The organism is Pseudoalteromonas sp. NCIMB 1079 (assembly GCF_040567695.1).
Classification (GTDB): domain Bacteria; phylum Pseudomonadota; class Gammaproteobacteria; order Enterobacterales; family Alteromonadaceae; genus Pseudoalteromonas; species Pseudoalteromonas distincta.
Map to the genome: position 1 here is coordinate 1,214,762 of NZ_JBEWZA010000001.1, position 21,035 is coordinate 1,235,796.

Consider the following 21,035-nt stretch of genomic DNA (forward strand, 5'->3'; position numbering starts at 1 on the left):
TGCAATTTAATTCGTTAAATTGATCAAAGATTTATGCAGGTTGGTATTAGTATAGCTAAAAGCACAAAGCATTTAAGGATAGTATGTTTAAGCGAATTGGTTTAATTGTTGGCGTTTTATTGCTAAGTACCTTGCTGCTTAGTTATGTATTTCGTTTACCTTTATTACAGTGGGTTATAGCGCCTGAGCTCGAAAAAGCGGGTGTCACATTAAACTGCCTTGATTTTTCAATCACGTCTGAACTAAATATTCATGCTGATAAAGTGTGTGTAAATTATCAAAATCAACAATTACAACTTACTGGTATTACTGCAAATACAAAGCGTGTAGATATTGAAAATGCAGTGCTAACAGTTAATCCACTCCCTAAAAGTGATAATGCTAATCAGCTTGCTAAAAATCTCGATTTAGCACTTCCCTTAAATCGCCCATTAATCAATATTAAACAGCTTGTAGTAAAAAGTGATGAGCTCAATAAGCCACTTAAAATAAGCATATTAGAGCCTGACCTAAATAAATTTAATGTCTCAGGTGATATAAACGCAAGTGCAATTTTGACTGCTAATAAAGTAAGAGGTCAGTTTGAAATTAATGACACTTTTTTAAAGCACGTTATAAACACTAAAAATACATTAATAGCAGATTTTAACTTTAATACTCAGCAAGCATTTAGCTTTGATGGTATAGAACTTGAGTTAAATGGCGATATTAGCTCCCAGTTTGCTCACACGTATGAGCAGTGCAAAGTTAACGTATTAACCACTGGTAAATTGGCGACGCGTTTTAATTTAAATAGCCAAGCGTTAATGTTTAATACCGATTTGCTTAATAACAAAATTAATTTAACACCAAGCTGTACTGAGTTAATTCCACCAAGTGAATATGCAGGCTTTATTAGCAAACAAGTGCCTTTAAATTGGCAACTTAAACTCCCTCAATCAATTCGCTTAGAGGCTAGTGAGCTCAGTGTTCCTGCAATTAATTTGGTAAGCGTGGGCGATAAGCAATTTGATATTTTAATAACAGATACAACACTAAATATTACATCTCCATTTGAAGACTTACAGACAACTTTGTCAGCTCAAATAAATACACCTGATATAAATAATATTAGCGTTAATGCTCAGTTATCTGACGCTGCAATTAAAGGCGATTACGTCGTTATGCTTGAAAATTTACCTGAGTTTGTACCCGCAACAGCGGATGGGCTTAGCCTTAGTGGTCACTTTAATATAAGTGAGTTTATAGACTCAAAACCAATTGGGCTTATAAATGCTAAATTAACGCTTAATAGTGTAGATGCGTTTGATATAAGTGCAGTGCAATACCAAGGTGATTTAACAGCAAAAATGGATAAACAGTTAAACGCAGAGGTAGCGTTAACTCAGCAATTAAAAAGCGCAGAATATAAAGAATTTAAAGTCACAGATATAAGTAACACATTAACAGCAAATGCTAATTTAGGCGTAGGTGAGTTATTTGCTGATCTAACAGCAAAAACGAATATAAAGGCTGTTAATAGCCCCGACATAAAACTTAATAATATAAAAGTAGAGTCTACGGGCTTGCAAAGCCGTGCACTAAAAGCCACGCATCACGCATTTATAAACGATGTTGAGTTAGTGATAAATCATCATATGTCGTCGCAAGCTCATCCATTTGAAGTGGTTATTCCTGAACAAAGTGCGCTGTCGTTAAATGCGTTTATTAGTCAATTTGAGCCACTTGCACAGCTAACAGAGGGCGAATTTAATGGCTATATTAGTGGCGATATAAACTTACAAAATGCACTGTTCAATATAGGGATTAGTCATACAAGTGCATTGTATAACGATTACCTTGCGAGCGATTTAAGGAGTACATTTAGCGGGGAATATAATTCAGGTAAGCTTAATGTAAAACCAACTACCTTTAATTTAAATGAGCTTAGGGCGGGTGCCGTAGTTAAAGCGATTGAAGGGCAATGGCAAGTTAATAACAATACCGCGCTTATAAATGATGTAAAAGGAAGTGTGTTTGGTGGCGAGTTTTCGTTAGATAGCTACACAGTAGGGAAGCCAAACCAAGTTGCTAATGTTAAGTTTGATAATATTGATGCAAGCAAACTTGTTACACTCGACGATAAGTCGGGCATTGTATTAACGGGACGCTTGGCGGGGTCTTTACCGGTTCACTTTGATAGTGGAAAAATTGAGATAATTGACGGAAGCTTATTTAGCCAAGGAACAGGTAATTTAAAAATTACCAATAATGCCGCTTTTGATTCAGTAATGCAGCAACAGCAAGAGTTACAACCTGTGTTAGGGTTATTAACTAATTTAGATATTCAAAAACTTAATAGCAGTGTGGCACTAAAAAATGATGGTTGGTTAAAACTAGGGGTTAATTTGCAAGGCTATAATAAAGCAGAGCAGCAGCAGGTTAACTTTAATTATAACCACGAAGAAAACGTATTTACACTTTTACGCGCACTACGTTTAAGTGACGAAATTACACAGAAAGTTGAGCAACAATACTCACAAAAAGGAAACTAATAATGAGACAGTCGTTATTGATAAAAGTACTGCTCGCACTGAGTGCTATTAGTGCACTCAGTGCTTGCACGCATCGTGTTGAGGTGTCTGCTAAAGAGCCCATTACTATTAATTTAAATGTGAAGGTCGATCACGAAATTCGCGTAAAAGTAGATAAAGAACTCGACAATTTATTTAGTGACGACAGTGAGTTATTTTAAGGAGCTTGAACATGAATACGAAGAAAAAATTAAATATTATTACGTTAGTTAGTGCAGTATGTATGTCGTTCTCTGCTTGGGCTATTAGCCTTGATGACGCTAAAAACCAAGGTTTAGTAGGTGAAGATAGCTCTGGTTATTTAGGACTTGTTGTACAAAACGCAGAGGCAAAAGCCGTTGTTGATGACATAAATGCAAAGCGTAAAGCGCAGTACTTAAAGCTCGCTAAAAAGAATAACTTGTCGCTTTCACAAGTAGAAGCACTTGCTGCCGCTAAAACAATTGAAAAAACCCAAAGTGGTCATTACGTTGAAGTAAATGGTAACTGGGTTAAAAAATAAGCGTTTGTGATTGTCTTGTTCTGCACAAACCAAAATAAAACCGAGCATTTAAGCGCTCGGTTTTTTACAGCCTTCAAGTAACTGCTGCCAAAAATCAATCCCCTTACGCCTTGCTAGATTTATATTATGCTCAGGAATAGATTCAGGCTCGTTATAACTATCAAGTGCTTCGCTCATACTTGCTTCGCGGATTAAATGCAATGTAGGAAAGGGCGCTCTATTTGTGTAGTTTGCGGCATCGGTTTCATCACTGTCAGCAAATACGTAATCAGGATGAAAATTAGCGATTTGATACTTACCTTCAAAGCCTTGCGCGACTAAAAGTGCATTAGCTAAATCGACCAAGTCTAAAAAGTCTTCAAAGTCACTAAAGCCATTGTCAAACATGATAAGGGTTGTTTCGCGCTCTGGTTCACGGTCAAGCTCAACACATTGCTCAAGCATATCCATTACAGCATCATCCATGCTCGTTGCAGAGCTTACTATGTAATGAATACAGTTATTTTCTACTTCTTTACGTGCAAATGGGCAAAAGTTATATTTAACAATAACAGATGACACCCATTCACGGGTTTGGCTTATAGCTATGTTGGTCACGGTTTTGGCTCTAAATATTGATTAATAATGTTAAGTGTTTTTTGTATAGCACCTTGGTTTTTAGTTACGCATTGCGCAGCTTTAATACCTAAGGTTTGGCACGCTTTTGTGTTTTGGCTAAACGTTATAAGCTGCTTTGCGAGTTCGTCGTTACTATCAACCACTACAGCACCTTTGAGCTTTGTTAGCTCGGGATAAACATGGTCAAAATTGTATGTGTGTGGACCTGTTATTACACCTACCGAAAACGCTGCTGATTCCAGTGGGTTATGCCCACCTCTGCGAATTAAGCTGCCACCAATAAAGCTCACATTTGCAGCGCCATATAAACACTGTAATTCACCAAGCGTATCTGCAAGGAGTATTTGCTCATTATTATAGTTATTTTGGCTACGACGGCTAAAGCTAAGTGGGCTTTGCGTTAAAAGCTCTGCCACTTTGTCAAATTGCTCTGGATGGCGCGGGGCAATTATAAGTAATGCGTTCGGTTGCTTTTTTAGTAACTCTTGATGGGCTGAAAGTACCAGCTCATGCTCAACAGGATGTGTTGAGCCTGCCACCCATACAAAGCGTTCATCTTTATTGTCTTCATTACTGTTATAAAGCTGTTTAAGGTTGAGTACTTTAGCTAATTGCTCGTCACTTGGTGTTATATCAAATTTTATTGAGCCTGTTACATGGCTTTTTGAAGCTTCAAGACCAAGTTCAATAAAGCGTTTAGCATCTGTTTTATTGTGACTCGCAAGTACCGTAATTGAGCGCATAATAATATGCGTTAATTTAGCGACCTTTTGATAGCCCTGCTGTGACTTTTCAGAGAGTCTTGCATTGATGACAAGTACTGGTATGTTTTTTTTGTGGCTTATCGCCATTAAATTTGGCCATAGCTCGGTTTCTAAAATACATAATGCTTGTGGCTTTATACGCTTTAAAAATCGGGCTGTCGCAAACGGGAAATCGATTGGTAAATAGCTACACGCTACAGTATTTTTAAACTGGCTAAGTATTTGCTCTCTGCCTGTTGGAGTATTACAGGTTATAAGTATATTTAAATTTGGATGCACTTTTTGCAAAGCTTTAATAAGTGGCGTTGCGGCAAGTACCTCGCCAACAGAAGCACAATGAAAAACTAAAGGTTTAGTTTTAACCGTAAATAAAGACTTACTGACAAACCCAAAGCGCTCTTTAAAGTGTGCACGATAGCCTTGGTTTTTTTTACCTCGTAAAATATAGAGATAAAATACAATCAGTGGGCTAATAATAATTAATGCGAATGAGTAAAAAATGCGTGCCATACTGATCTTTCTTAAAGGGAAGTGGCGTTAGTTTACCGTGAAATAGCCGTTTTCTAAACAGACTCGTTATAAAATATGGTCTGGGTTCAGTTATAACCCGATAAAATACACACAATTAAATAAAATTATGGAATAATGAATTTAATTTTTCCTGCCATTTCAGTTCCAAGAGGAATTTTTTCATGTCAATTATCGATTCAGTGGCAACTAGCTACGTTGAAACATTAAACCGTCATCAGGCATTATTTGAAACGATGGAGGCTTATCATCAAGAATCTATGCAATTGTTAGAAGCATGCCATAGTGCATTACAAGCTGGTGGCAAGATTGTTTGGTTTGGTAACGGTGGTAGTGCAGCAGATGCACAGCATTTAGCAGCAGAATTTGTAGTGCGTTATAAATTAGAACGTGGTCCGCTTGCTTCAATGGCATTGACCACCGACACCTCAATTTTAACAGCGCACAGCAACGACTATCACTTTGATACGGTGTTTGAGCGCCAAGTTCAAGCGTTATGTAAGCCAGAAGATTTAGTAATTGGTTTAACTACATCAGGTACTAGTAACAATATTAATTTAGCATTAGAGGCTGCAAATAAACTAGGCGCTTTTACAGTGGCATTAACTGGGCGTGATGGCGGTAAAGTAAAAGATATTGCTAAGTTACCTATTATTATAAAAAATGACGAAACAGCACGTATTCAAGAAGCTCACATGTTTATAGGTCACTGGTTATGTGAAGCCATGGATATGGTTGTTGCGGAGCAGCAGTAATGGATTTATCGTTATTAAAAAACTTATCAGCGGCACGAATATTAGTTGTTGGCGATGTAATGCTAGACCGCTATTGGTATGGTGATACAGGTCGCATTTCGCCAGAAGCACCAGTACCGGTTGTTAAAGTAAGTAAATTTGAAGACAAAGCCGGTGGCGCAGCTAACGTTGCAAAAAATATAGCGCGGTTAGATGCAAAAGTTGGCTTATTGGGTTTAATTGGTGAGGACGAAAGCGGGCAGATTTTAGAGACCATCTTAAAAGGTGAAAAAATAAGCTCACAATTAGTCAGTGTATGTGATTTACCGACTATTTCAAAAATGCGTGTTATTAGCCGCCATCAACAACTGGTTCGTCTTGATTTAGAAGAAACGTTTACTGAGCAACACAGCCAGCTTTTATTAAACCGCTTAGAGCTTGTACTTGATGAATACGACTTTATTGTGTTTTCTGATTACAGCAAAGGATCTTTGAGTTTAATTAAAGAAATGGTAAGCCTTGCGAAGGGCGCCGGAAAAACGGTTTTAATCGACCCTAAATCGCCAGACTTACACTTATACGAAGGTGCTGATTACATTACACCTAACTTACATGAGTTTAAGTTAGCGGGTGGTCAAACCGATTCAGAAGAGGCTTTAGCCGCAAGTGCGCGTGATTTAATTAGCAAAAATGGCATTAAAGCTATGTTGCTTACGCGTTCTGAGCAAGGTATGTCGCTTATTAGTGCAGATGAAAAATTTGATTTTGCAGCGCAAGAGCTTGAAGTAAGCGATGTAACCGGGGCCGGTGATACGGTTATAGCTACACTCGCGGTTATGCTTGGCGCGGGCATGGAATCTAAAGATGCTGTCGAAATTGCTAATTTAGCCGCAGGTATCGTTGTGAGTAAGTTTGGGGCTGCAACTGTCTCGCCAGAAGAGCTAAGCCGCAAGCTTGGTCAGTATTTACATACTACGGGTGAGCATTACCAAACACCATTTGATGATGTACTTCAGCATATTGAATTTGCAAAACAAAACGGCGAAACCATTGTATTCACTAATGGCTGTTTTGATATTTTGCATGCTGGGCATGTACGTTATTTAGCGCAAGCTAAAGCACGAGGCGATAGACTCGTTGTTGGATTAAATAATGATGAATCAATTACGCGTTTAAAAGGGGCAGAACGCCCTATTAACCCGCTAGATGAGCGTGCGATGGTACTTAGCGCACTTTCATCAGTTGATTGGGTTATTCCGTTTGGAAGTTTAGATGAAAACGATACTCCCGCTAAATTAATTGAGCAAATAAGTCCTGATATTTTAGTTAAAGGTGGCGACTACACTGTAGATCAAATAGCGGGTGCTGAGCATGTACTTCGCCATGGCGGAAAAGTTGAAGTGCTTGAATTTTTAGATGGGTGTTCAACATCAAAAGTGATTAGTAAAATAAAAGAGTAATACCAATCTGCTTATATATGGGGTCTATTTAACGTTAAGAAAATTACGCTAGAACTAGGCAAAAATTTTTGTATCTAGTGTTCTAAATAAAAATTTTTAACGACGTTATAATGCAATTTAATTCGTTAAATTGATCAAAGATTTATGCAGGTTGGTATAACTACTGATTTAACTTATTAAACAAACAGAAAAGGGATGAGAACAGTGTTTTCATCCCTTTTTTTAATTTTTAATACGTTACTTTATTAAAAGTAACGTATTAAAAATTATATTCATACTTAGCAAATGCAGAAGTATCGTTTTCAGCACCGTCATTGTTTGATGCAAATGCACCTAAAGTGACGCGCCCCCCCATAGAAAGCATTCTGTAACGTACTTCTAGCTGTTTAGAGTTAAACCCAGTTTTAGTGATGGTGTTTCCTAAGTCAGGATTGTTAGGATAACGATCGCGATTGTCACTATTATAATCAACACTGCGCAGTTTTACCTGCCAATCATTACCATTTGACAGTTGGCCTAATAAAGTTAGAACAACTGATTGTGCATCATTATCATAAGTTGAACCAATTGTACGGCCGTGGTAGCGATAACCAGATTTGTAATCTGAGTGCTCATAGTAGCAATTTTCATTTGTAGACTCTGCTGAACATGAAACACCTGTATCTATATATTCAACATTTACTAATATATTTTGATCGTATATTCGTTGTGTCGTTTGCACACCAAATAAATAAGCTCTATCGGCTGGCTTAAACTGTGAACTAGCATCTTCGCCAATCGTACTGGCATATACAGCATAAGGTTGATTAAAAAGTGTATCTGACCAACGAACGTCAATACCCGCTAGCTGATTACCAATTTTTGACTCTAATTGGCTATCGCAATTATCAGTGCCATCAATACATGCCGTTTGCCCAGTGATAACATCAATAAAGTCTCCTGCAGAGCTTGGTTGACCTTCGCCAGCCCATTGAGCAGACCAACTCACGGCAATTTCTAATTGTTGCATTGGACGAATGTTTAATCTGCTGCTCCAAAGTAAAGCATCAGGAACAACACGCGTTGATTCAAGCTTTGCCATTTGTGCAGTAAAGCCCCATTGGCCGATCCAGCTTAACCATGGTGTTTCAAAAGCGGTACTTTTTTCTCGAGTAACACTAAGCGCAGGTAAAGGTTTTGCATTACCAGACATAATTAAGCTGTTATCAACACTTGGGCCCCAAAATTGTTCAACAGCACCCGCTCTAAAAATCCAGTTACCTAAGCGATATGCTAAGTAGCTGTCATCAAATGAGGTATCGTTACAATCAGTTAAAGCTTGCACATCAGTGGCTATATCGTCAGTCGTTTTCCCATCAACTAAACATTTTTTACCATCTTTACGATAATTTACAGCTATTTTAGCCGCAAAGTTATCACCTAAATAGGAATAAGCAGCAGAAAGCTCGGTCTCTTGAGTATCAGTTGCACCAAAGCTCGTTGCTACAATAGGATCTGTCGCTGCAAATGCTGAAAATTGAACGCTATGCGAACTACTATTCTCTGATTTATAACGGTGTTTAACGCGTAATAAAGCATCCTGTAAACTTGGAGATAATTGCTCCAGCGGTATGCTTTCAACATCACTTATAAAACTCTTCCACATAAGCGGGTAGGTGGTTACAGGCGCCAAAATAACACCCGCATCAGCTAATTGTTGAATATCAGCTCTTAACCCGTAATCATCAGGCTTTACCCAGGGTTCAGCATTTACTGATGCGCTTACTGCGCAGAAAAGAGTAGAGAGAAGAAAAATTCTGTTTCGCAAAGTTCAGATCCTTGTGATTTATATTGTGGCTAAGTTTATCAATCAAAGCGGTGGAATGCAGTAAATAATCAATTTTTTGGCGTTAATTTAATGCATAAAAATGTAACCTGTCTATCGCATGAAGTATCTGATTGGTATACTACTGCTCAAATAGGAAATTGAGAATGCAATGAGCAACAAACGACTTTTATTTATTCCAGTATCATCGCCAGAAGGCATTGGTGAGTATATGCGCTCGTTGTTGTTAGCTCAAAGTTTACAGGCAGAAGTTGCTGATTCTCTCCATATTCATTTTATACTAAACAAGCATACAAGCTACGCAAAAAAGTGTCCTTTTGAAGCCACATTGCTTGAACACTCAGCGACTAAAGAGCTAGATTCAGTTTGCGATTTTATAACGCAATTTAAACCTGATGTCGTTATTTTCGATTGTGCAGGGCGCGCGGGCCACATGAAAGCAGCTAAAAAGGTAGGTGCTAAAGTTATATTTATTTCTCAGCATGCTAAAAAACGTGCTAAAGGTTTAAAGCTTAACAGGGTAAATTTAATTGATGCACATTGGGTGGTTCAACCTGATTACTGTATTGAACCACTTACATGGACAGAAACTACCAAGTTAGACATGTTTTCTTTGGCGTATCCTCGTAATGTTGGGCCTTTTGTTGCATTTGCTTCTTGTGTGCAAAAGCGGGATGTTTTAAATCGCTATAATTTAGTACCGAATGGCTACTTTATTGTTAATGCGGGTTCAGGCGGCCATAGTGTAAACAACCTAAACTGCGCTGATGTATATTTTGAAGCTGCACTCAAAATAACTAAACTCACAGGCCTAAAAGGCGTTGTTGTTTTTGGTCCAAATTATAATCAAACCATTCCCAAAAGTGATGAGCTAATTTGTTTAACAAGCTTGCAAAACACTGATTTTTTAGCATTAATGAATCAAGCTAAAGTTGCATTACTGAGTGGCGGCGATACCCTACTACAAGCAATTGCAGTTCAAACCCCTGTTGTGGCATGTGCTATCTCAAAAGATCAAAATACACGTTTGGATCATTGCGTTAATGCAGGTGTTGTAATTAAAACAAATCTTGATATAGATGAAATCACTACAAACATAGCTCAAGTTATTACCGAGCCTTTTTATAGTGAGTTTATTGATAAATATAACCAGCTTGATAATTCAAATAGTTATGATGTAATAATTAATGGTATAAAAAGTATGCTTGCAGGGGAAAGTTGATGAATGTTGTTATTGTAATAGATTCATTAGTGGGGGGAGGAGCTGAAAAAGTAATGCTTACTTTGGCTGAAAAAATGGCGAAACTACATCACAATATCACTATCTTATCTCTTGCTAGCAACGCTGAGTATGACATTCCTGATATAGTTAAAGTTGATAGCCTTTTTCCTGATAGAGCATCTAAAGTAGATAGATTCTGGCAGCGAAAAAATAGTATTTTGCGATTAGAAGCGTGGTTTGAAAAAAAACAAAGCGAGATTGGCAATATTGATCTAGTGCTTTCTAACCTTGATAGAAGTAATAATTTACTTGCACGTAGTAATATCAAAAATGTTCACTTTGTTATTCATAACTCCGTCAATGCAGAACTTGCTCGTCAAAAAAAGTTAGGTCCATTTTCATACTTATACCTTAAAAAAAGTAAGCAAAACTTAAATGGTAAATCACTTATTTGCGTATCAAAGGGTGTTGAAAAAGAAATAACACAAGGGGTTTTAATTAATCCAAGTGCAATCGCGACTATTTATAACCCGTTCGATTTTGAAAAAATAAGACAGCAAGCAAATGAGCAAAATAACAATATCCCAAATGAGCCTTACTTAATTCATGTAGGAAGACTCGCCAAACAAAAACGCCACGATATATTATTTGCAGCATTTGCAAAGCTTGATAAAAAATACAAGCTAGTCCTTTTATGTAATAAACCGGCTAAAGCGCTAAAGCTTGCACAGCAATATGGCATAGAAAAACAGTTAGTAGTGCCAGGATTTCAACAAAACCCGTACAACTGGATTAAGCATGCCAAAGCTTTAGTTTTGAGTTCTGATTTTGAAGGACTGCCAACGGTATTAATTGAGGCTTTAGCGGTGGGTACTCCGGTAGTTAGCACTAATTGTACATTTGGACCAAGCGAGATATTAACAGGCGAGCTAAATAAATATTTAGTACCTGCTGGACAAAGTGAGGCATTAGCCAATGCCGTTAAGCAGGTGCTAGTAGATAAGCCAAATGTAGAAAACGCAGATATTCTAAAACAAGTACAGGCAGAGCAGGTTGCTCTGCAGTATTTAGCATTGGCTAACTAAGTTAACTTATATTAGCGAGTGTTTTGAGGTAGTTGCTGTGCAGAGTTTGCCAGTCATTCACTTGCCAATTAAATACATCATTTCGACCTTGCTCTTTTAAAAATGAGCGCTCAAGGCGTGCCATATTACTTTGTTGCCACTGTGGGTTCGGCGCTCTTATTTCACCTCTATCAAAGTCGATAATATACACATCACCAGTATCATCAAACAATATGTTATTAATGTTTAAATCGGCGTGATACACACCTTTTGAATGAAATAGCGCGATTGTTTTAGCAATGCGCTCCAACTCATCTTCAGTCAATGAACGTTCAATTAATATATCGAGTACACTTTTAGCGCCTTTAACAGCCTCGGTAATAATATCACCACGGTAAATTAATCCGCTGTGGGTTACTTTAGCTGCAACAGGGGTTGGTACGTTTAAACCAAGCTCTATAAGCTTACTCATTAAGCTAAACTCTTTAAATACGCGGGTTTGTTCAAGTCCTGGGTATAAATATTGATCGCTTAGCAATTTACCCACTAAGCCACCGCGCCAATAATGCCTAAGTACGGCTGTTAATTCGTCTTGCTTAAAAAACCACGCAGTTGCTCGACCTTTTTTAGCGCCCACAATTTTATTTTGTTGTTGCCAATAATTTGCATCAAACCAATCGAGGGTAATTTGGCTTGTGTATTTAGGGTGGCTTAATAGCGTGTGATTGCCTTGCACGTGTTGTTTAAACATAGCTCTGTGTAATTGCTAAATAATGAGTCTATATTAGCGCGTTTTAAAGCGCAGGATAAGTGCTTGCAATAGCGTGATTATAATTTAAGATCGGCTTTTGTATTTAATACCTAAGGGAATGTGTGACTCAAGCTCCTAATTATTCATCTATTTGTATATTAAGACTCTCTGCCATTGGTGACGTATGTCATGGTGTGAGTGCAGTACAAGCTATTCAAAAGGCACACCCGAATGCAAAAATCACTTGGGTAATTGGCAAAATAGAAGCCATGTTACTTGCTGACTTACCGGGTGTTGAGCTGGTGGTATTTGATAAAAAGCAAGGCAAAGCAGCGCTTAAAAGCTTAAAGCAACGCTTCAACAACCAAAAATTTGATGTGCTTCTTAATATGCAAGTTGCATTAAGGGCTGGGTTTGTAGCGCGTTGTATTCCTGCAAAAGTAAAAGTAGGGTTCGATTGGGCACGTTCAAAAGAATTGCACAGCTTATTTATTAATAAACGAATAGACCCACAAGCCCAGGCGCATGTGCTTGAAGGCTTTAAAGGTTTTGCAAAAGCCATTGGTGTTTCTGATTATAAACCGAGTTGGGACATGCCATACACCGAGCAAGACCAAGCGGTTGCAGATGAGTTATTAACATCAGAATACCTAACTAATAAACTATTAGTAATATCGCCCGCAGCTAGTAAAGCGCAGCGTAATTGGCTCGCTGATCGTTATGCCACATTGGCTGATTATGCAAGCGAGCAAGGCTTTAAGGTGGTATTGACTGGTGGCCCAACAGAGCTTGAAATTAACCTAGCAAATAGCGTTATTGAGCACAGCAACACGCCTATTTTAAATTTAGTAGGTAAAACAAAACTCAAAGAGTTGTTGTGCGTGTTAAAGCGTGGCAGCTTAGTGCTTGCGCCCGATACGGGTCCTGCGCATATGGCAGTAACAGTTGGTACGCCGGTTATTGGTTTATATGCACATTCAAATCCAGCACGCACAGGTCCTTATTTATATCAAGACTACGTGGTAGAGGTTTATCATCAAAACTTGTTTAAGCAAACAGGTAAAACGGCTGAGCAAGTACCGTGGGGTACACGCGTAAAAGGCGATGATTTAATGAGCCAAATTACAGTTGATGATGTAAAAGCGATGTTTGACCATGTTGTACAAAAAGAGTCTTTGTAATGAATGCACAACAAAAAAATAAAGCGCTTTTTTTAGACCGAGATGGCGTGGTAAATGTTGATCATGGTTATGTGTATCAAAGCGATAAATTTGAATTTATTGACGGTGTTTTTAGTACTTGTAAAACATTTTATGATGCAGGCTATAAAATCATAATCGTCACTAATCAATCTGGAATTGGTCGAGGTTATTACACCGAAGCTGATTTTTTAGCACTGACCGAGTGGATGAAAGACCAGTTTAGTGCCCACAGCATTGCAGTTACCGATGTGTATTTTTGCCCGCATCACCCTAAAAAAGCGCACCCTGAATATTTGAAAGAGTGCAGTTGCAGAAAGCCTGCGCCAGGTATGTTATTACAAGGCATACAAGAGCATAACATCGACCCTGCTTGCAGTATTATGGTGGGCGATAAACTCAGTGATATGCAGGCTGCGAAAAAAGCAGGGATCACTACACGCGTTTTAGTGCGCTCAGGTCAAAGCTTTGACGAAAGCGCTAAGCAAGAAGCTGATTTAATTATCGATTCTATAAGTAGTTTACCTGCACTTTTAAACACATAAATAAACAGCCTGTAAACTGGCAGGAATTCCTTCCAACTTAGGGCGTTTGCGACGAACTGCAAACCGTGCATTTTACCCATTAAACTTTTACAATACCCCGCATAATAAACAGCCGCGAAAGTGCGGTTGTTTACCCGTTCAAATATATGGAGAACCTAGATGAGAGCATCTGCTTTTTTTAGCCAGCTACAACAGCAAATTGAAGACGTAAAAACCGAAGGTTTGTATAAAAACGAACGTATTATCAAGTCCCAGCAGCAAGCTCAAATCGAAGTTGCATCAGGTAAAGTAATCAACTTTTGTGCTAATAACTATTTAGGTTTAGCTAATAGCCCAGAGTTAATTGAAGCGGCGCAAAACGGTTTAAATAATCATGGTTTTGGTGTTGCGTCTGTTCGTTTTATTTGTGGCACGCAAGATATCCATAAAACACTAGAGCAAAAAATCAGTGCGTTTTTAGAAACAGAAGATACTATTTTATATTCTTCATGTTTTGACGCAAATACAGGTTTGTTCGAAACTATTTTAGGCGCAGAAGACGCTATTATTTCTGATTCATTAAATCATGCATCAATTATTGACGGTGTACGTTTATGTAAAGCTAAACGTTTTCGTTATGCAAATAACGACATGGCTGATCTTGAGAAGCAACTTATTGCAGCAGACGAAGCCGGTGCTAAAACTAAACTAATTGCTACCGATGGCGTGTTTTCTATGGACGGCGTTATTTGTAATTTAGAAGCTGTATGCGACTTAGCCGATAAATATGATGCGCTTGTAATGGTAGATGACTCTCACGCAGTTGGCTTTGTTGGCGAAAACGGTAAGGGTACACCTGAGTACTGTAATGTATTAGACCGTGTAGATATTATCACCGGTACATTAGGTAAGGCGCTGGGCGGTGCTTCAGGTGGTTATACATCAGGTAAAAAAGAAATTGTTGAATGGTTACGTCAGCGTTCACGCCCATACTTGTTCTCAAACTCATTAGCGCCTTCAATTGTTACTGCATCAATTAAAGTACTTGAAATGCTTGAAAATGGCGGCGAGCTTCGCGCTAAACTTTGGTCAAATGCTAAATATTTCCGTGAGCAAATGGAAGCTGCTGGTTTTACGTGTGCAGGTAAAGATCATGCAATTATCCCCGTAATGCTAGGAGATGCCAAAGTAGCCTCGTTAATGGCTGATAAATTACTTGCTGAAGGCATTTACGTAACCGGTTTTTCATTCCCTGTAGTACCAAAAGGGCAAGCGCGTATTCGTACACAAATTTCAGCGGCACATAGTATTGAGCAACTCGATACAGCTATCGATGCATTTACCCGTATTGGTAAAGAAATGGGCGTTATTTAATTTTATTTTAAACCGAAGCCTCGCTTCGGTTTTTTAATTGAGTGTGGATTATGAAAGCATTATCAAAATTAAAAGCAGAACCGGGCATTTGGATGACAGATGCACCAAAGCCAGAAGTAGGTCATAACGACTTACTGATTAAAATTCGCAAAACAGCTATTTGTGGTACCGACGTACATATTTACAAGTGGGACGAATGGGCAAGTAAAACCATTCCAACGCCTATGGTTGTTGGCCATGAATATGTTGGTGAAGTCGTTGATATGGGCCAAGAAGTTCGTGGCTTTCAGGTTGGCGACCGCGTATCTGGCGAAGGGCATATTACGTGTGGGCATTGTCGAAATTGTCGTGCAGGGCGTGTACATTTATGCCGTAATACAACGGGTGTAGGTGTAAACCGTGAAGGTGCGTTTGCCGAATATTTAGTTATTCCTGCATTTAACGCATTTAAAATTCCAGATAATATTTCTGACGAACTCGCTTCTATTTTCGACCCATTTGGTAACGCAGTTCATACCGCACTATCGTTTGACTTAGTTGGCGAAGATGTACTTATCACTGGTGCAGGCCCAATTGGTATTATGGCAGCAGCTGTTGCAAAACATGTTGGTGCTCGCCACGTTGTAATTACCGACGTAAACGAATACCGCCTAGATTTAGCACGTAAAATGGGGGCTTCACGCGCTGTAAACGTTGCCAATGAAAAGCTTGAAGATGTAATGAAAGAGCTAGGTATGACAGAGGGTTTTGATATTGGCCTTGAAATGTCAGGTGTGCCAAGCGCGTTTAATTCAATGCTTAATAATATGAACCACGGCGGTAAAATTGCCATGCTGGGTATTCCACCATCTGATATGGCAGTTGACTGGAACCAAGTTATTTTTAAAGGTTTAGTGATTAAAGGTATTTACGGTCGCGAAATGTTCGAAACGTGGTACAAAATGGCAAGTTTGATTCAATCTGGCCTAGATTTAAACCCAATCATTACACATCAATATTCTGTGGATGACTTCCAAGCTGGCTTTGATATGATGATTTCAGGTCAGTCAGGTAAAGTAATTTTAAACTGGGATTAGTTCCTCACTAAATTACAAGAAGGGCGGCTTTAGCCGCCTTTTTTATACTATTAATTAAAGAGATTTCAATGGCATTTAAACATATTTCTATAGCGCAAACGTTAGAGCTTTTAGATAAAGAAGACGTGGTAATTGCAGATATTCGCGATCCTAATTCGTATCAAGCCGGTCGCATTCCAGGCTCAGAAGCACTTTCTAACGGTAATATCGCACAATTTATGATGGAAAAAGAATTCGATCAGCCAATTATTATTGTCTGCTACCACGGTATGAGCTCACAAGGCGCAGCTAGCTACTTAGTTGAGCAAGGTTTTGAAGACGTTTACAGTATGGATGGCGGCTTTACAGCTTGGGAAGCTGCTTACAGCGAGAAAGTAGAGCGATGATAGAGCTTGGCAGTTTAAATAACCCGCGCGCCGCACAGGGCTTTATAGATTATTTAAAAAGCCAAGGTTTACAAGGACAATTAAGCTCCTCAGATGGTAGCAATGTCATTATTAGTGTTGCGCCTGGGCATTTTCATCAAATACAACCTTTATGGGCCGAATTTACACAAAACCCTAACCATGAACGCTATCAACAAGCTTCATGGGATGTAGGTAGCACACAATCGCCGCTTAAATACCAAGGGCAATCACTTAATCTAATGACGCGATTTAAAGCGCTTAGCTGGTTAAATCAAACCGTAAGTATTGTAAGCGTTATAATTTATTTTGCTTTTTTACTAGGTGGTTTTGAGACCATTTACACCATGATGCAGTTTAAACCTACGCAGCCTTTAAGTTGGTTAACGCCCGCCCTCGTACATTTTAGCGCGATGCATATAGTGTTTAATTTAATTTGGTGGATGTCGCTTGGTGACAATATCGAAAAACAATGCGGACAACTCACCCTAATAGGTTTGTTTTTAGTAACTGCACTTATAAGTAATTGGGCACAATACTTAATGGTTGGCCCCAATTTTGGCGGCTTGAGTGGTGTGGTGTATGGGCTACTTGGTTTTTGCTGGATTCATAGCTTTTTAAATCCTAACAAGCCTGCGCTTGTAAGTACGGCTATTGTTGGCTTTATGTTGATTTGGTTAGTGCTTGGGTTTGCTGATGTATTGTTTGTAGGTATGGCTAATTGGGCGCACTTAGGTGGGTTACTTAGCGGTATGGCTTTTACCTATACCGCCAAAATATTTAACGCAAAACGTTAAATACTAATGATATAAATATTTAGTGAACAAGACTTCACGGATGATCTCTTGTCCTGTTTCTTCTTTTAGCAGGCTTTTTAGTTTTTCGGCGCACTTTGCACGTATTTCTTCACGGCCAGTAAGTGATTTTATTTTTTCTTCTGGTTCTTTAGATAAAATCTCTACTAGGGCATCACGAAGTAGTGGCGTGTGGTGTTCAACCAGTGCAATATCAGAAGTATCAGTAAGCATTAAATCAATAGTTACACGCACATAGCCCATTTTTTTACTTGATGCGCCAATGTAGTTGGTGATTATATCTGGCTCAAAACCAAAATAACCAACTGTGGATTCAGCACGAGCTGTAAAGCTTATAACGCTTACAAAGAACGTAAAAAGACCTGCGTATACTATTTTTTTCATATTTAAAGCGTTTCTTAAAACTTGTTACAAATAGTTTATACTTAATAGTAGGTAATAAACAGCGCCAAGCAATTATTTATGGTTATAAAACATCACTTTTTCAAAAGCTTTGGCAATGGTATCATCTCGTTGTTTTTTATTTTGTTGAGCTATTATGATTACTTATCCTCTGTCTATATCTGCTAATTGGCAGTCCACTTCTTATATAAGTGACTTATCTCCTCTAGAGCAAGAGTGGCTTTTTGAACAGAATTCATTAACGGCTAAATTAAAAAGCAACTCAAAAACTTTTAATGTAAAGGTATTAAGTGAGCAGTTATTTACTTTAAGCCCAGAGCAAAACTTACTACTAAACAGCACAGCTAAAACAGCTATGAATCGAGAAGTTCTCTTACTGTGCGATAACAAACCTGTGGTGTACGCACAAAGCTGGCTTCCGAAAAATGATTCTATTAATCCTTTGCACAATATGGGCGAGCGTCCTTTAGGTGATGTGATTTTTCAGGACCCAGCATTAAAAAGAACGGATATAGAAATTGCTTATTTTGATGACACGCACCCTATTCAGCAACTAGTTACAAAATTGAACTTACCCGAGAAAAACTTACTAGGGCGTCGAAGTGTATTCTCACTCAAAGAATATAAGTTTTTAGTGTGTGAAGTGTTTTTACCTGGAGCATATTTATACTCATGAAATTAGCCGCTTTAAAGCCAAAACATATTCCTTATTATATACAGTTAATGCGTATAGATAAGCCCATTGGTACCTTGTTATTACTTTGGCCAACATACTGGGCTTTATGGCTTGCTAATAGTGGGATGCCGAGCTTACTCAACTTTATTATATTCACGCTGGGCGTTGTTGTTATGCGTAGCGCAGGGTGTGTAATTAATGATTTTGCAGATAGAAAAATAGACGGCTCGGTAAAACGCACAGCTCAACGGCCGCTAGCTTCAGGGCAGGTGAGTAGTGGTGAAGCACTTAGTCTATTTTTACTACTCATAGTTATTGCGTTCATTTTAGTATTAATGCTTAGCGTTAATACTATTTTGCTTTCTTTTGGAGCTTTGGCTTTAGCCTTTTGTTACCCCTTTATGAAGCGCTATACACAGTTACCTCAAGTTGTTTTAGGGGCTGCATTTGGTTGGACTATTCCTATGGCGTATATGGCTTCAATTAATGCACTACCACAGCAGGCATGGTTATTACTTATAGCCAATATTTGCTGGACAGTGGCTTACGACACCATGTATGCGATGGTTGATAGGGACGACGATTTAAAAATAGGGGTAAAATCAACCGCTATTTTATTTGGTAAATACGACCGCCATATTATCTTTTTACTTAATGCTGTATTTATAGCGTTGGTTGCTTTTATTGGTATAAGCAATCATTTAAGTGTCGCGTTTGGCGTTGGTTTAAGTATTGCTGCGGGCCTATTGGCATACCAACAAACGCTTATTCATAAACGTGAAAGAGATGCCTGTTTTAAAGCGTTTTTAAATAATCATTACGTGGGTTTGGCTATCTTTATAGGGTTATTACTTTCATACCCAATAGCATTTTAAAAACCTCAATAAAGGCTGTTAAAATGCTCTATTAGGAGTTATCGGGGCGGATCAATAATGCCGCTAATAGAGGCGTTTTTTCTAAACCAGCCTGCAATAGAATAGCGATCGTCAACGGCGGGAAGTACTTCGTGGGCAAAGCGTTCGCTTTCAAACATTACTAATGTGCCAGCAGTTGGTTTAATTGTTATTTCTATCTCTTTACTTTTAGGTTTATAAATAACAAGTTCGCCACCTTGCTTAGGCGTATTTAAATAAAGTACCGTTGTAAATACTCGATTAGAGCGACCTTTAAATGCATCTAAGTGCTTTTTGTAAAAATCACCCTGTGTATATTTTGCATAATGGCATTCGTAATCAAATAACCCCATAAAAAAACTGCGATTTAACGTGGTCTTTATACTTTGCATTATTGCTTGATAGGTAAGCTGTGCTTGAGAGCTGCCGTCAAACCAATAGGTTTTATCAGTACGTACGGCTTTATCTATTTGTAAGTCATTTAATCGACCAATACCAGCAAGGCTAAAGTGAGGGTTTATACGGTGGCAGTCTGCAACTAAATCGTTAACTAAATCGGCAATAAGCGCGTTATGAATTACGGTATATCCTTGGCGTTCTATATCATCTAAATAGACATCAGGACCAAAAAGTGTGTTCATTCACATCAGCTGTTTAAAAAAGGTGCGACAGTGTAGCCGAAAAGCTGTTAAAAGCTACTGTTTATTGTGCCGCACTTTTTGAAACATCAGATTAGCTAAATGCAGCACTCGCTTTTTTTATAAGCGATAGTAAATGCTCTACATGTTCAGTAATCGACGTCTGTTGGCTTGTTTGTACAACGAGTTGTTCGTGGTTTAAACCTTTATTTGTTTTAAGTTGTACTAATTCAGAATTCTCTGCGATTGCATTAGCATGTTCAATGCTTGCAATAGCAAAATGATCTGATTTAACTACACTTGCCATTACTTGCTCAATACTGCCCACTTTAATACTTGATGATTTATTTAAAGAATCAATCGCTTCATTAAGCATAGTTTGTACTTGTTTAGACTCAGAGAAACAGCCAAACATCGGGTAGCTATCAAGGTTTTGTTTACTTATATCGTTTTTATGGGCAAGAGGGTGGTTTTTTGAAACAAATAACACAAGCTGATCTGGTAAGTGAATGTCACTACCAATACTATTAATAGCTTGAGAGTATACGCTAATGTCTATTTCACCTTGTTGGAGTTTGCGCGTTAGCTCTTGCTGATCTTGTAGCTGCATCTCAATTTTTATATGAGGGTATTGAGCTAAAAACTGTCCACAAGAAATAGGGACTATGCTGCTTGCCTTATTGGTATACCCAATAACGAGCTTTTCATTGGCATTACCGTTTACTGATTGAAAAATCCGCTTTTTCGTTAGCTCAAGTTCCGATAGGGTCGTTTTAGCATATTCTAGAAAAAGCTCGCCTTCTGGCGTTAATTTAACAGAGCGTGTTGAGCGTTTTACTAACTCATATCCCATTTCATCTTCAAGTGTTTGAATGCTGCGCGTTAGCGCTGAAGTGCTAATTTGGGTTTGTTCAGCAGCTTGTCTAAAATGACGTAATATACCAAGTGCTACAAATTGCTCTAATTGTTCAAATCTCACTTTATAGTCCCTTT

Annotated in this window: 22 protein-coding genes; 15 read left to right on the forward strand and 7 right to left on the reverse strand. The window is 38.4% G+C overall.

Going from position 1 to position 21,035, the window contains the following annotated elements:
• Positions 1-83 precede the first annotated feature (83 nt).
• The 3 genes from ABX891_RS05615 to ABX891_RS05625 are packed head-to-tail and all read left to right on the forward strand — an operon-like array spanning position 84 to position 3,075.
• Positions 84-2,534, forward strand: coding sequence for an intermembrane phospholipid transport YdbH family protein (locus ABX891_RS05615; protein WP_354629067.1), 2,451 nt, complete (start codon positions 84-86; stop codon positions 2,532-2,534).
• Between the two features lie 2 nt (positions 2,535-2,536).
• Positions 2,537-2,734, forward strand: coding sequence for a YnbE family lipoprotein (locus tag ABX891_RS05620; protein ID WP_007378800.1), 198 nt, complete (start codon positions 2,537-2,539; stop codon positions 2,732-2,734).
• A gap of 11 nt (positions 2,735-2,745) precedes the next feature.
• On the forward strand, positions 2,746-3,075 hold the full coding sequence (locus ABX891_RS05625; RefSeq protein WP_002961068.1) for a YdbL family probable chaperone protein: 330 nt from the start codon (positions 2,746-2,748) through the stop codon (positions 3,073-3,075).
• Between the two features lie 48 nt (positions 3,076-3,123).
• On the opposite strand, the gene ABX891_RS05630 is transcribed toward ABX891_RS05625, so the two are convergent.
• Positions 3,124-3,672, reverse strand: a complete 549-nt coding sequence (locus ABX891_RS05630) for a DUF1415 domain-containing protein (protein WP_002961067.1) — start codon at positions 3,670-3,672, stop codon at positions 3,124-3,126.
• Positions 3,669-4,967, reverse strand: a complete 1,299-nt coding sequence (waaA, locus tag ABX891_RS05635; protein ID WP_354629068.1) for a lipid IV(A) 3-deoxy-D-manno-octulosonic acid transferase — start codon at positions 4,965-4,967, stop codon at positions 3,669-3,671. The genes ABX891_RS05630 and waaA overlap by 4 nt, the downstream gene beginning before the upstream one ends.
• 182 nt (positions 4,968-5,149) lie before the next feature.
• On the opposite strand from waaA, the gene ABX891_RS05640 reads away from it, so the two are divergent.
• Both ABX891_RS05640 and hldE read left to right on the forward strand, forming a co-directional pair.
• The gene (locus tag ABX891_RS05640) at positions 5,150-5,740 is read left to right on the forward strand and encodes an SIS domain-containing protein (RefSeq protein WP_002961065.1); all 591 of its coding nucleotides are present in this window, start codon (positions 5,150-5,152) and stop codon (positions 5,738-5,740) included.
• The gene (gene hldE / locus ABX891_RS05645; RefSeq protein ID WP_354629069.1) at positions 5,740-7,179 is read left to right on the forward strand and encodes a bifunctional D-glycero-beta-D-manno-heptose-7-phosphate kinase/D-glycero-beta-D-manno-heptose 1-phosphate adenylyltransferase HldE; all 1,440 of its coding nucleotides are present in this window, start codon (positions 5,740-5,742) and stop codon (positions 7,177-7,179) included. The genes ABX891_RS05640 and hldE overlap by 1 nt, the downstream gene beginning before the upstream one ends.
• Positions 7,180-7,438: 259 nt before the next feature.
• Here hldE and ABX891_RS05650 read toward each other — a convergent pair whose 3' ends face one another.
• Positions 7,439-8,986, reverse strand: a complete 1,548-nt coding sequence (locus ABX891_RS05650) for a capsule assembly Wzi family protein (protein ID WP_354629070.1) — start codon at positions 8,984-8,986, stop codon at positions 7,439-7,441.
• Between the two features lie 169 nt (positions 8,987-9,155).
• Between ABX891_RS05650 and ABX891_RS05655 the strand changes: the two genes are divergently transcribed.
• Both ABX891_RS05655 and ABX891_RS05660 read left to right on the forward strand, forming a co-directional pair.
• On the forward strand, positions 9,156-10,226 hold the full coding sequence (locus tag ABX891_RS05655; protein ID WP_354629071.1) for a glycosyltransferase family 1 protein: 1,071 nt from the start codon (positions 9,156-9,158) through the stop codon (positions 10,224-10,226).
• Complete coding sequence (locus ABX891_RS05660; RefSeq protein WP_354629072.1) at positions 10,226-11,311, forward strand: glycosyltransferase; 1,086 nt, start codon at positions 10,226-10,228, stop codon at positions 11,309-11,311. Before ABX891_RS05655 ends, ABX891_RS05660 begins: the two co-directional genes overlap by 1 nt.
• 1 nt (position 11,312) lies before the next feature.
• Here the strand turns inward: ABX891_RS05660 and ABX891_RS05665 are convergent, their stop codons facing one another.
• The gene (locus ABX891_RS05665) at positions 11,313-12,041 is read right to left on the reverse strand and encodes a 3-deoxy-D-manno-octulosonic acid kinase (protein WP_197099145.1); all 729 of its coding nucleotides are present in this window, start codon (positions 12,039-12,041) and stop codon (positions 11,313-11,315) included.
• 122 nt (positions 12,042-12,163) lie between these two features.
• Here ABX891_RS05665 and ABX891_RS05670 point away from each other — a divergent pair, with 122 nt between their 5' ends.
• From ABX891_RS05670 to glpG, 6 genes are all read left to right on the forward strand, one after another.
• On the forward strand, positions 12,164-13,222 hold the full coding sequence (locus ABX891_RS05670; RefSeq protein WP_354629073.1) for a glycosyltransferase family 9 protein: 1,059 nt from the start codon (positions 12,164-12,166) through the stop codon (positions 13,220-13,222).
• On the forward strand, positions 13,222-13,785 hold the full coding sequence (gene gmhB / locus ABX891_RS05675) for a D-glycero-beta-D-manno-heptose 1,7-bisphosphate 7-phosphatase (RefSeq protein WP_354629074.1): 564 nt from the start codon (positions 13,222-13,224) through the stop codon (positions 13,783-13,785). Before ABX891_RS05670 ends, gmhB begins: the two co-directional genes overlap by 1 nt.
• Before the next feature lie 159 nt (positions 13,786-13,944).
• Complete coding sequence (locus ABX891_RS05680) at positions 13,945-15,138, forward strand: glycine C-acetyltransferase (protein WP_002961055.1); 1,194 nt, start codon at positions 13,945-13,947, stop codon at positions 15,136-15,138.
• A gap of 50 nt (positions 15,139-15,188) precedes the next feature.
• Positions 15,189-16,214: an L-threonine 3-dehydrogenase gene (gene tdh, locus ABX891_RS05685; protein WP_024595694.1), complete on the forward strand. Its 1,026-nt coding sequence runs from the start codon at positions 15,189-15,191 to the stop codon at positions 16,212-16,214.
• 68 nt (positions 16,215-16,282) lie between these two features.
• Entirely contained in the window at positions 16,283-16,600 is a 318-nt protein-coding gene (glpE, locus tag ABX891_RS05690; protein ID WP_010554397.1) for a thiosulfate sulfurtransferase GlpE, read from the forward strand.
• Positions 16,597-17,415 carry a rhomboid family intramembrane serine protease GlpG gene (gene glpG, locus ABX891_RS05695; RefSeq protein ID WP_354629075.1) on the forward strand — a complete coding sequence of 273 codons (819 nt, stop codon included), beginning with the start codon at positions 16,597-16,599 and terminating at the stop codon, positions 17,413-17,415. The genes glpE and glpG overlap by 4 nt, the downstream gene beginning before the upstream one ends.
• Before the next feature lie 3 nt (positions 17,416-17,418).
• Here the strand turns inward: glpG and ABX891_RS05700 are convergent, their stop codons facing one another.
• Positions 17,419-17,817 carry a flagellar basal body-associated protein FliL gene (locus tag ABX891_RS05700; protein WP_165744229.1) on the reverse strand — a complete coding sequence of 133 codons (399 nt, stop codon included), beginning with the start codon at positions 17,815-17,817 and terminating at the stop codon, positions 17,419-17,421.
• Positions 17,818-17,971: 154 nt separating this feature from the next.
• Here ABX891_RS05700 and ABX891_RS05705 point away from each other — a divergent pair, with 154 nt between their 5' ends.
• The gene (locus tag ABX891_RS05705; RefSeq protein WP_165744228.1) at positions 17,972-18,511 is read left to right on the forward strand and encodes a chorismate--pyruvate lyase family protein; all 540 of its coding nucleotides are present in this window, start codon (positions 17,972-17,974) and stop codon (positions 18,509-18,511) included.
• Positions 18,508-19,386, forward strand: a complete 879-nt coding sequence (gene ubiA, locus ABX891_RS05710) for a 4-hydroxybenzoate octaprenyltransferase (RefSeq protein WP_354629076.1) — start codon at positions 18,508-18,510, stop codon at positions 19,384-19,386. Before ABX891_RS05705 ends, ubiA begins: the two co-directional genes overlap by 4 nt.
• A 38-nt stretch (positions 19,387-19,424) precedes the next feature.
• On the opposite strand, the gene ABX891_RS05715 is transcribed toward ubiA, so the two are convergent.
• Both ABX891_RS05715 and ABX891_RS05720 read right to left on the reverse strand, forming a co-directional pair.
• Positions 19,425-20,045: a 2OG-Fe(II) oxygenase gene (locus tag ABX891_RS05715; protein WP_154903688.1), complete on the reverse strand. Its 621-nt coding sequence runs from the start codon at positions 20,043-20,045 to the stop codon at positions 19,425-19,427.
• 91 nt (positions 20,046-20,136) lie between these two features.
• Positions 20,137-21,021 carry a LysR family transcriptional regulator gene (locus tag ABX891_RS05720; RefSeq protein WP_354629077.1) on the reverse strand — a complete coding sequence of 295 codons (885 nt, stop codon included), beginning with the start codon at positions 21,019-21,021 and terminating at the stop codon, positions 20,137-20,139.
• Positions 21,022-21,035 lie beyond the last annotated feature (14 nt).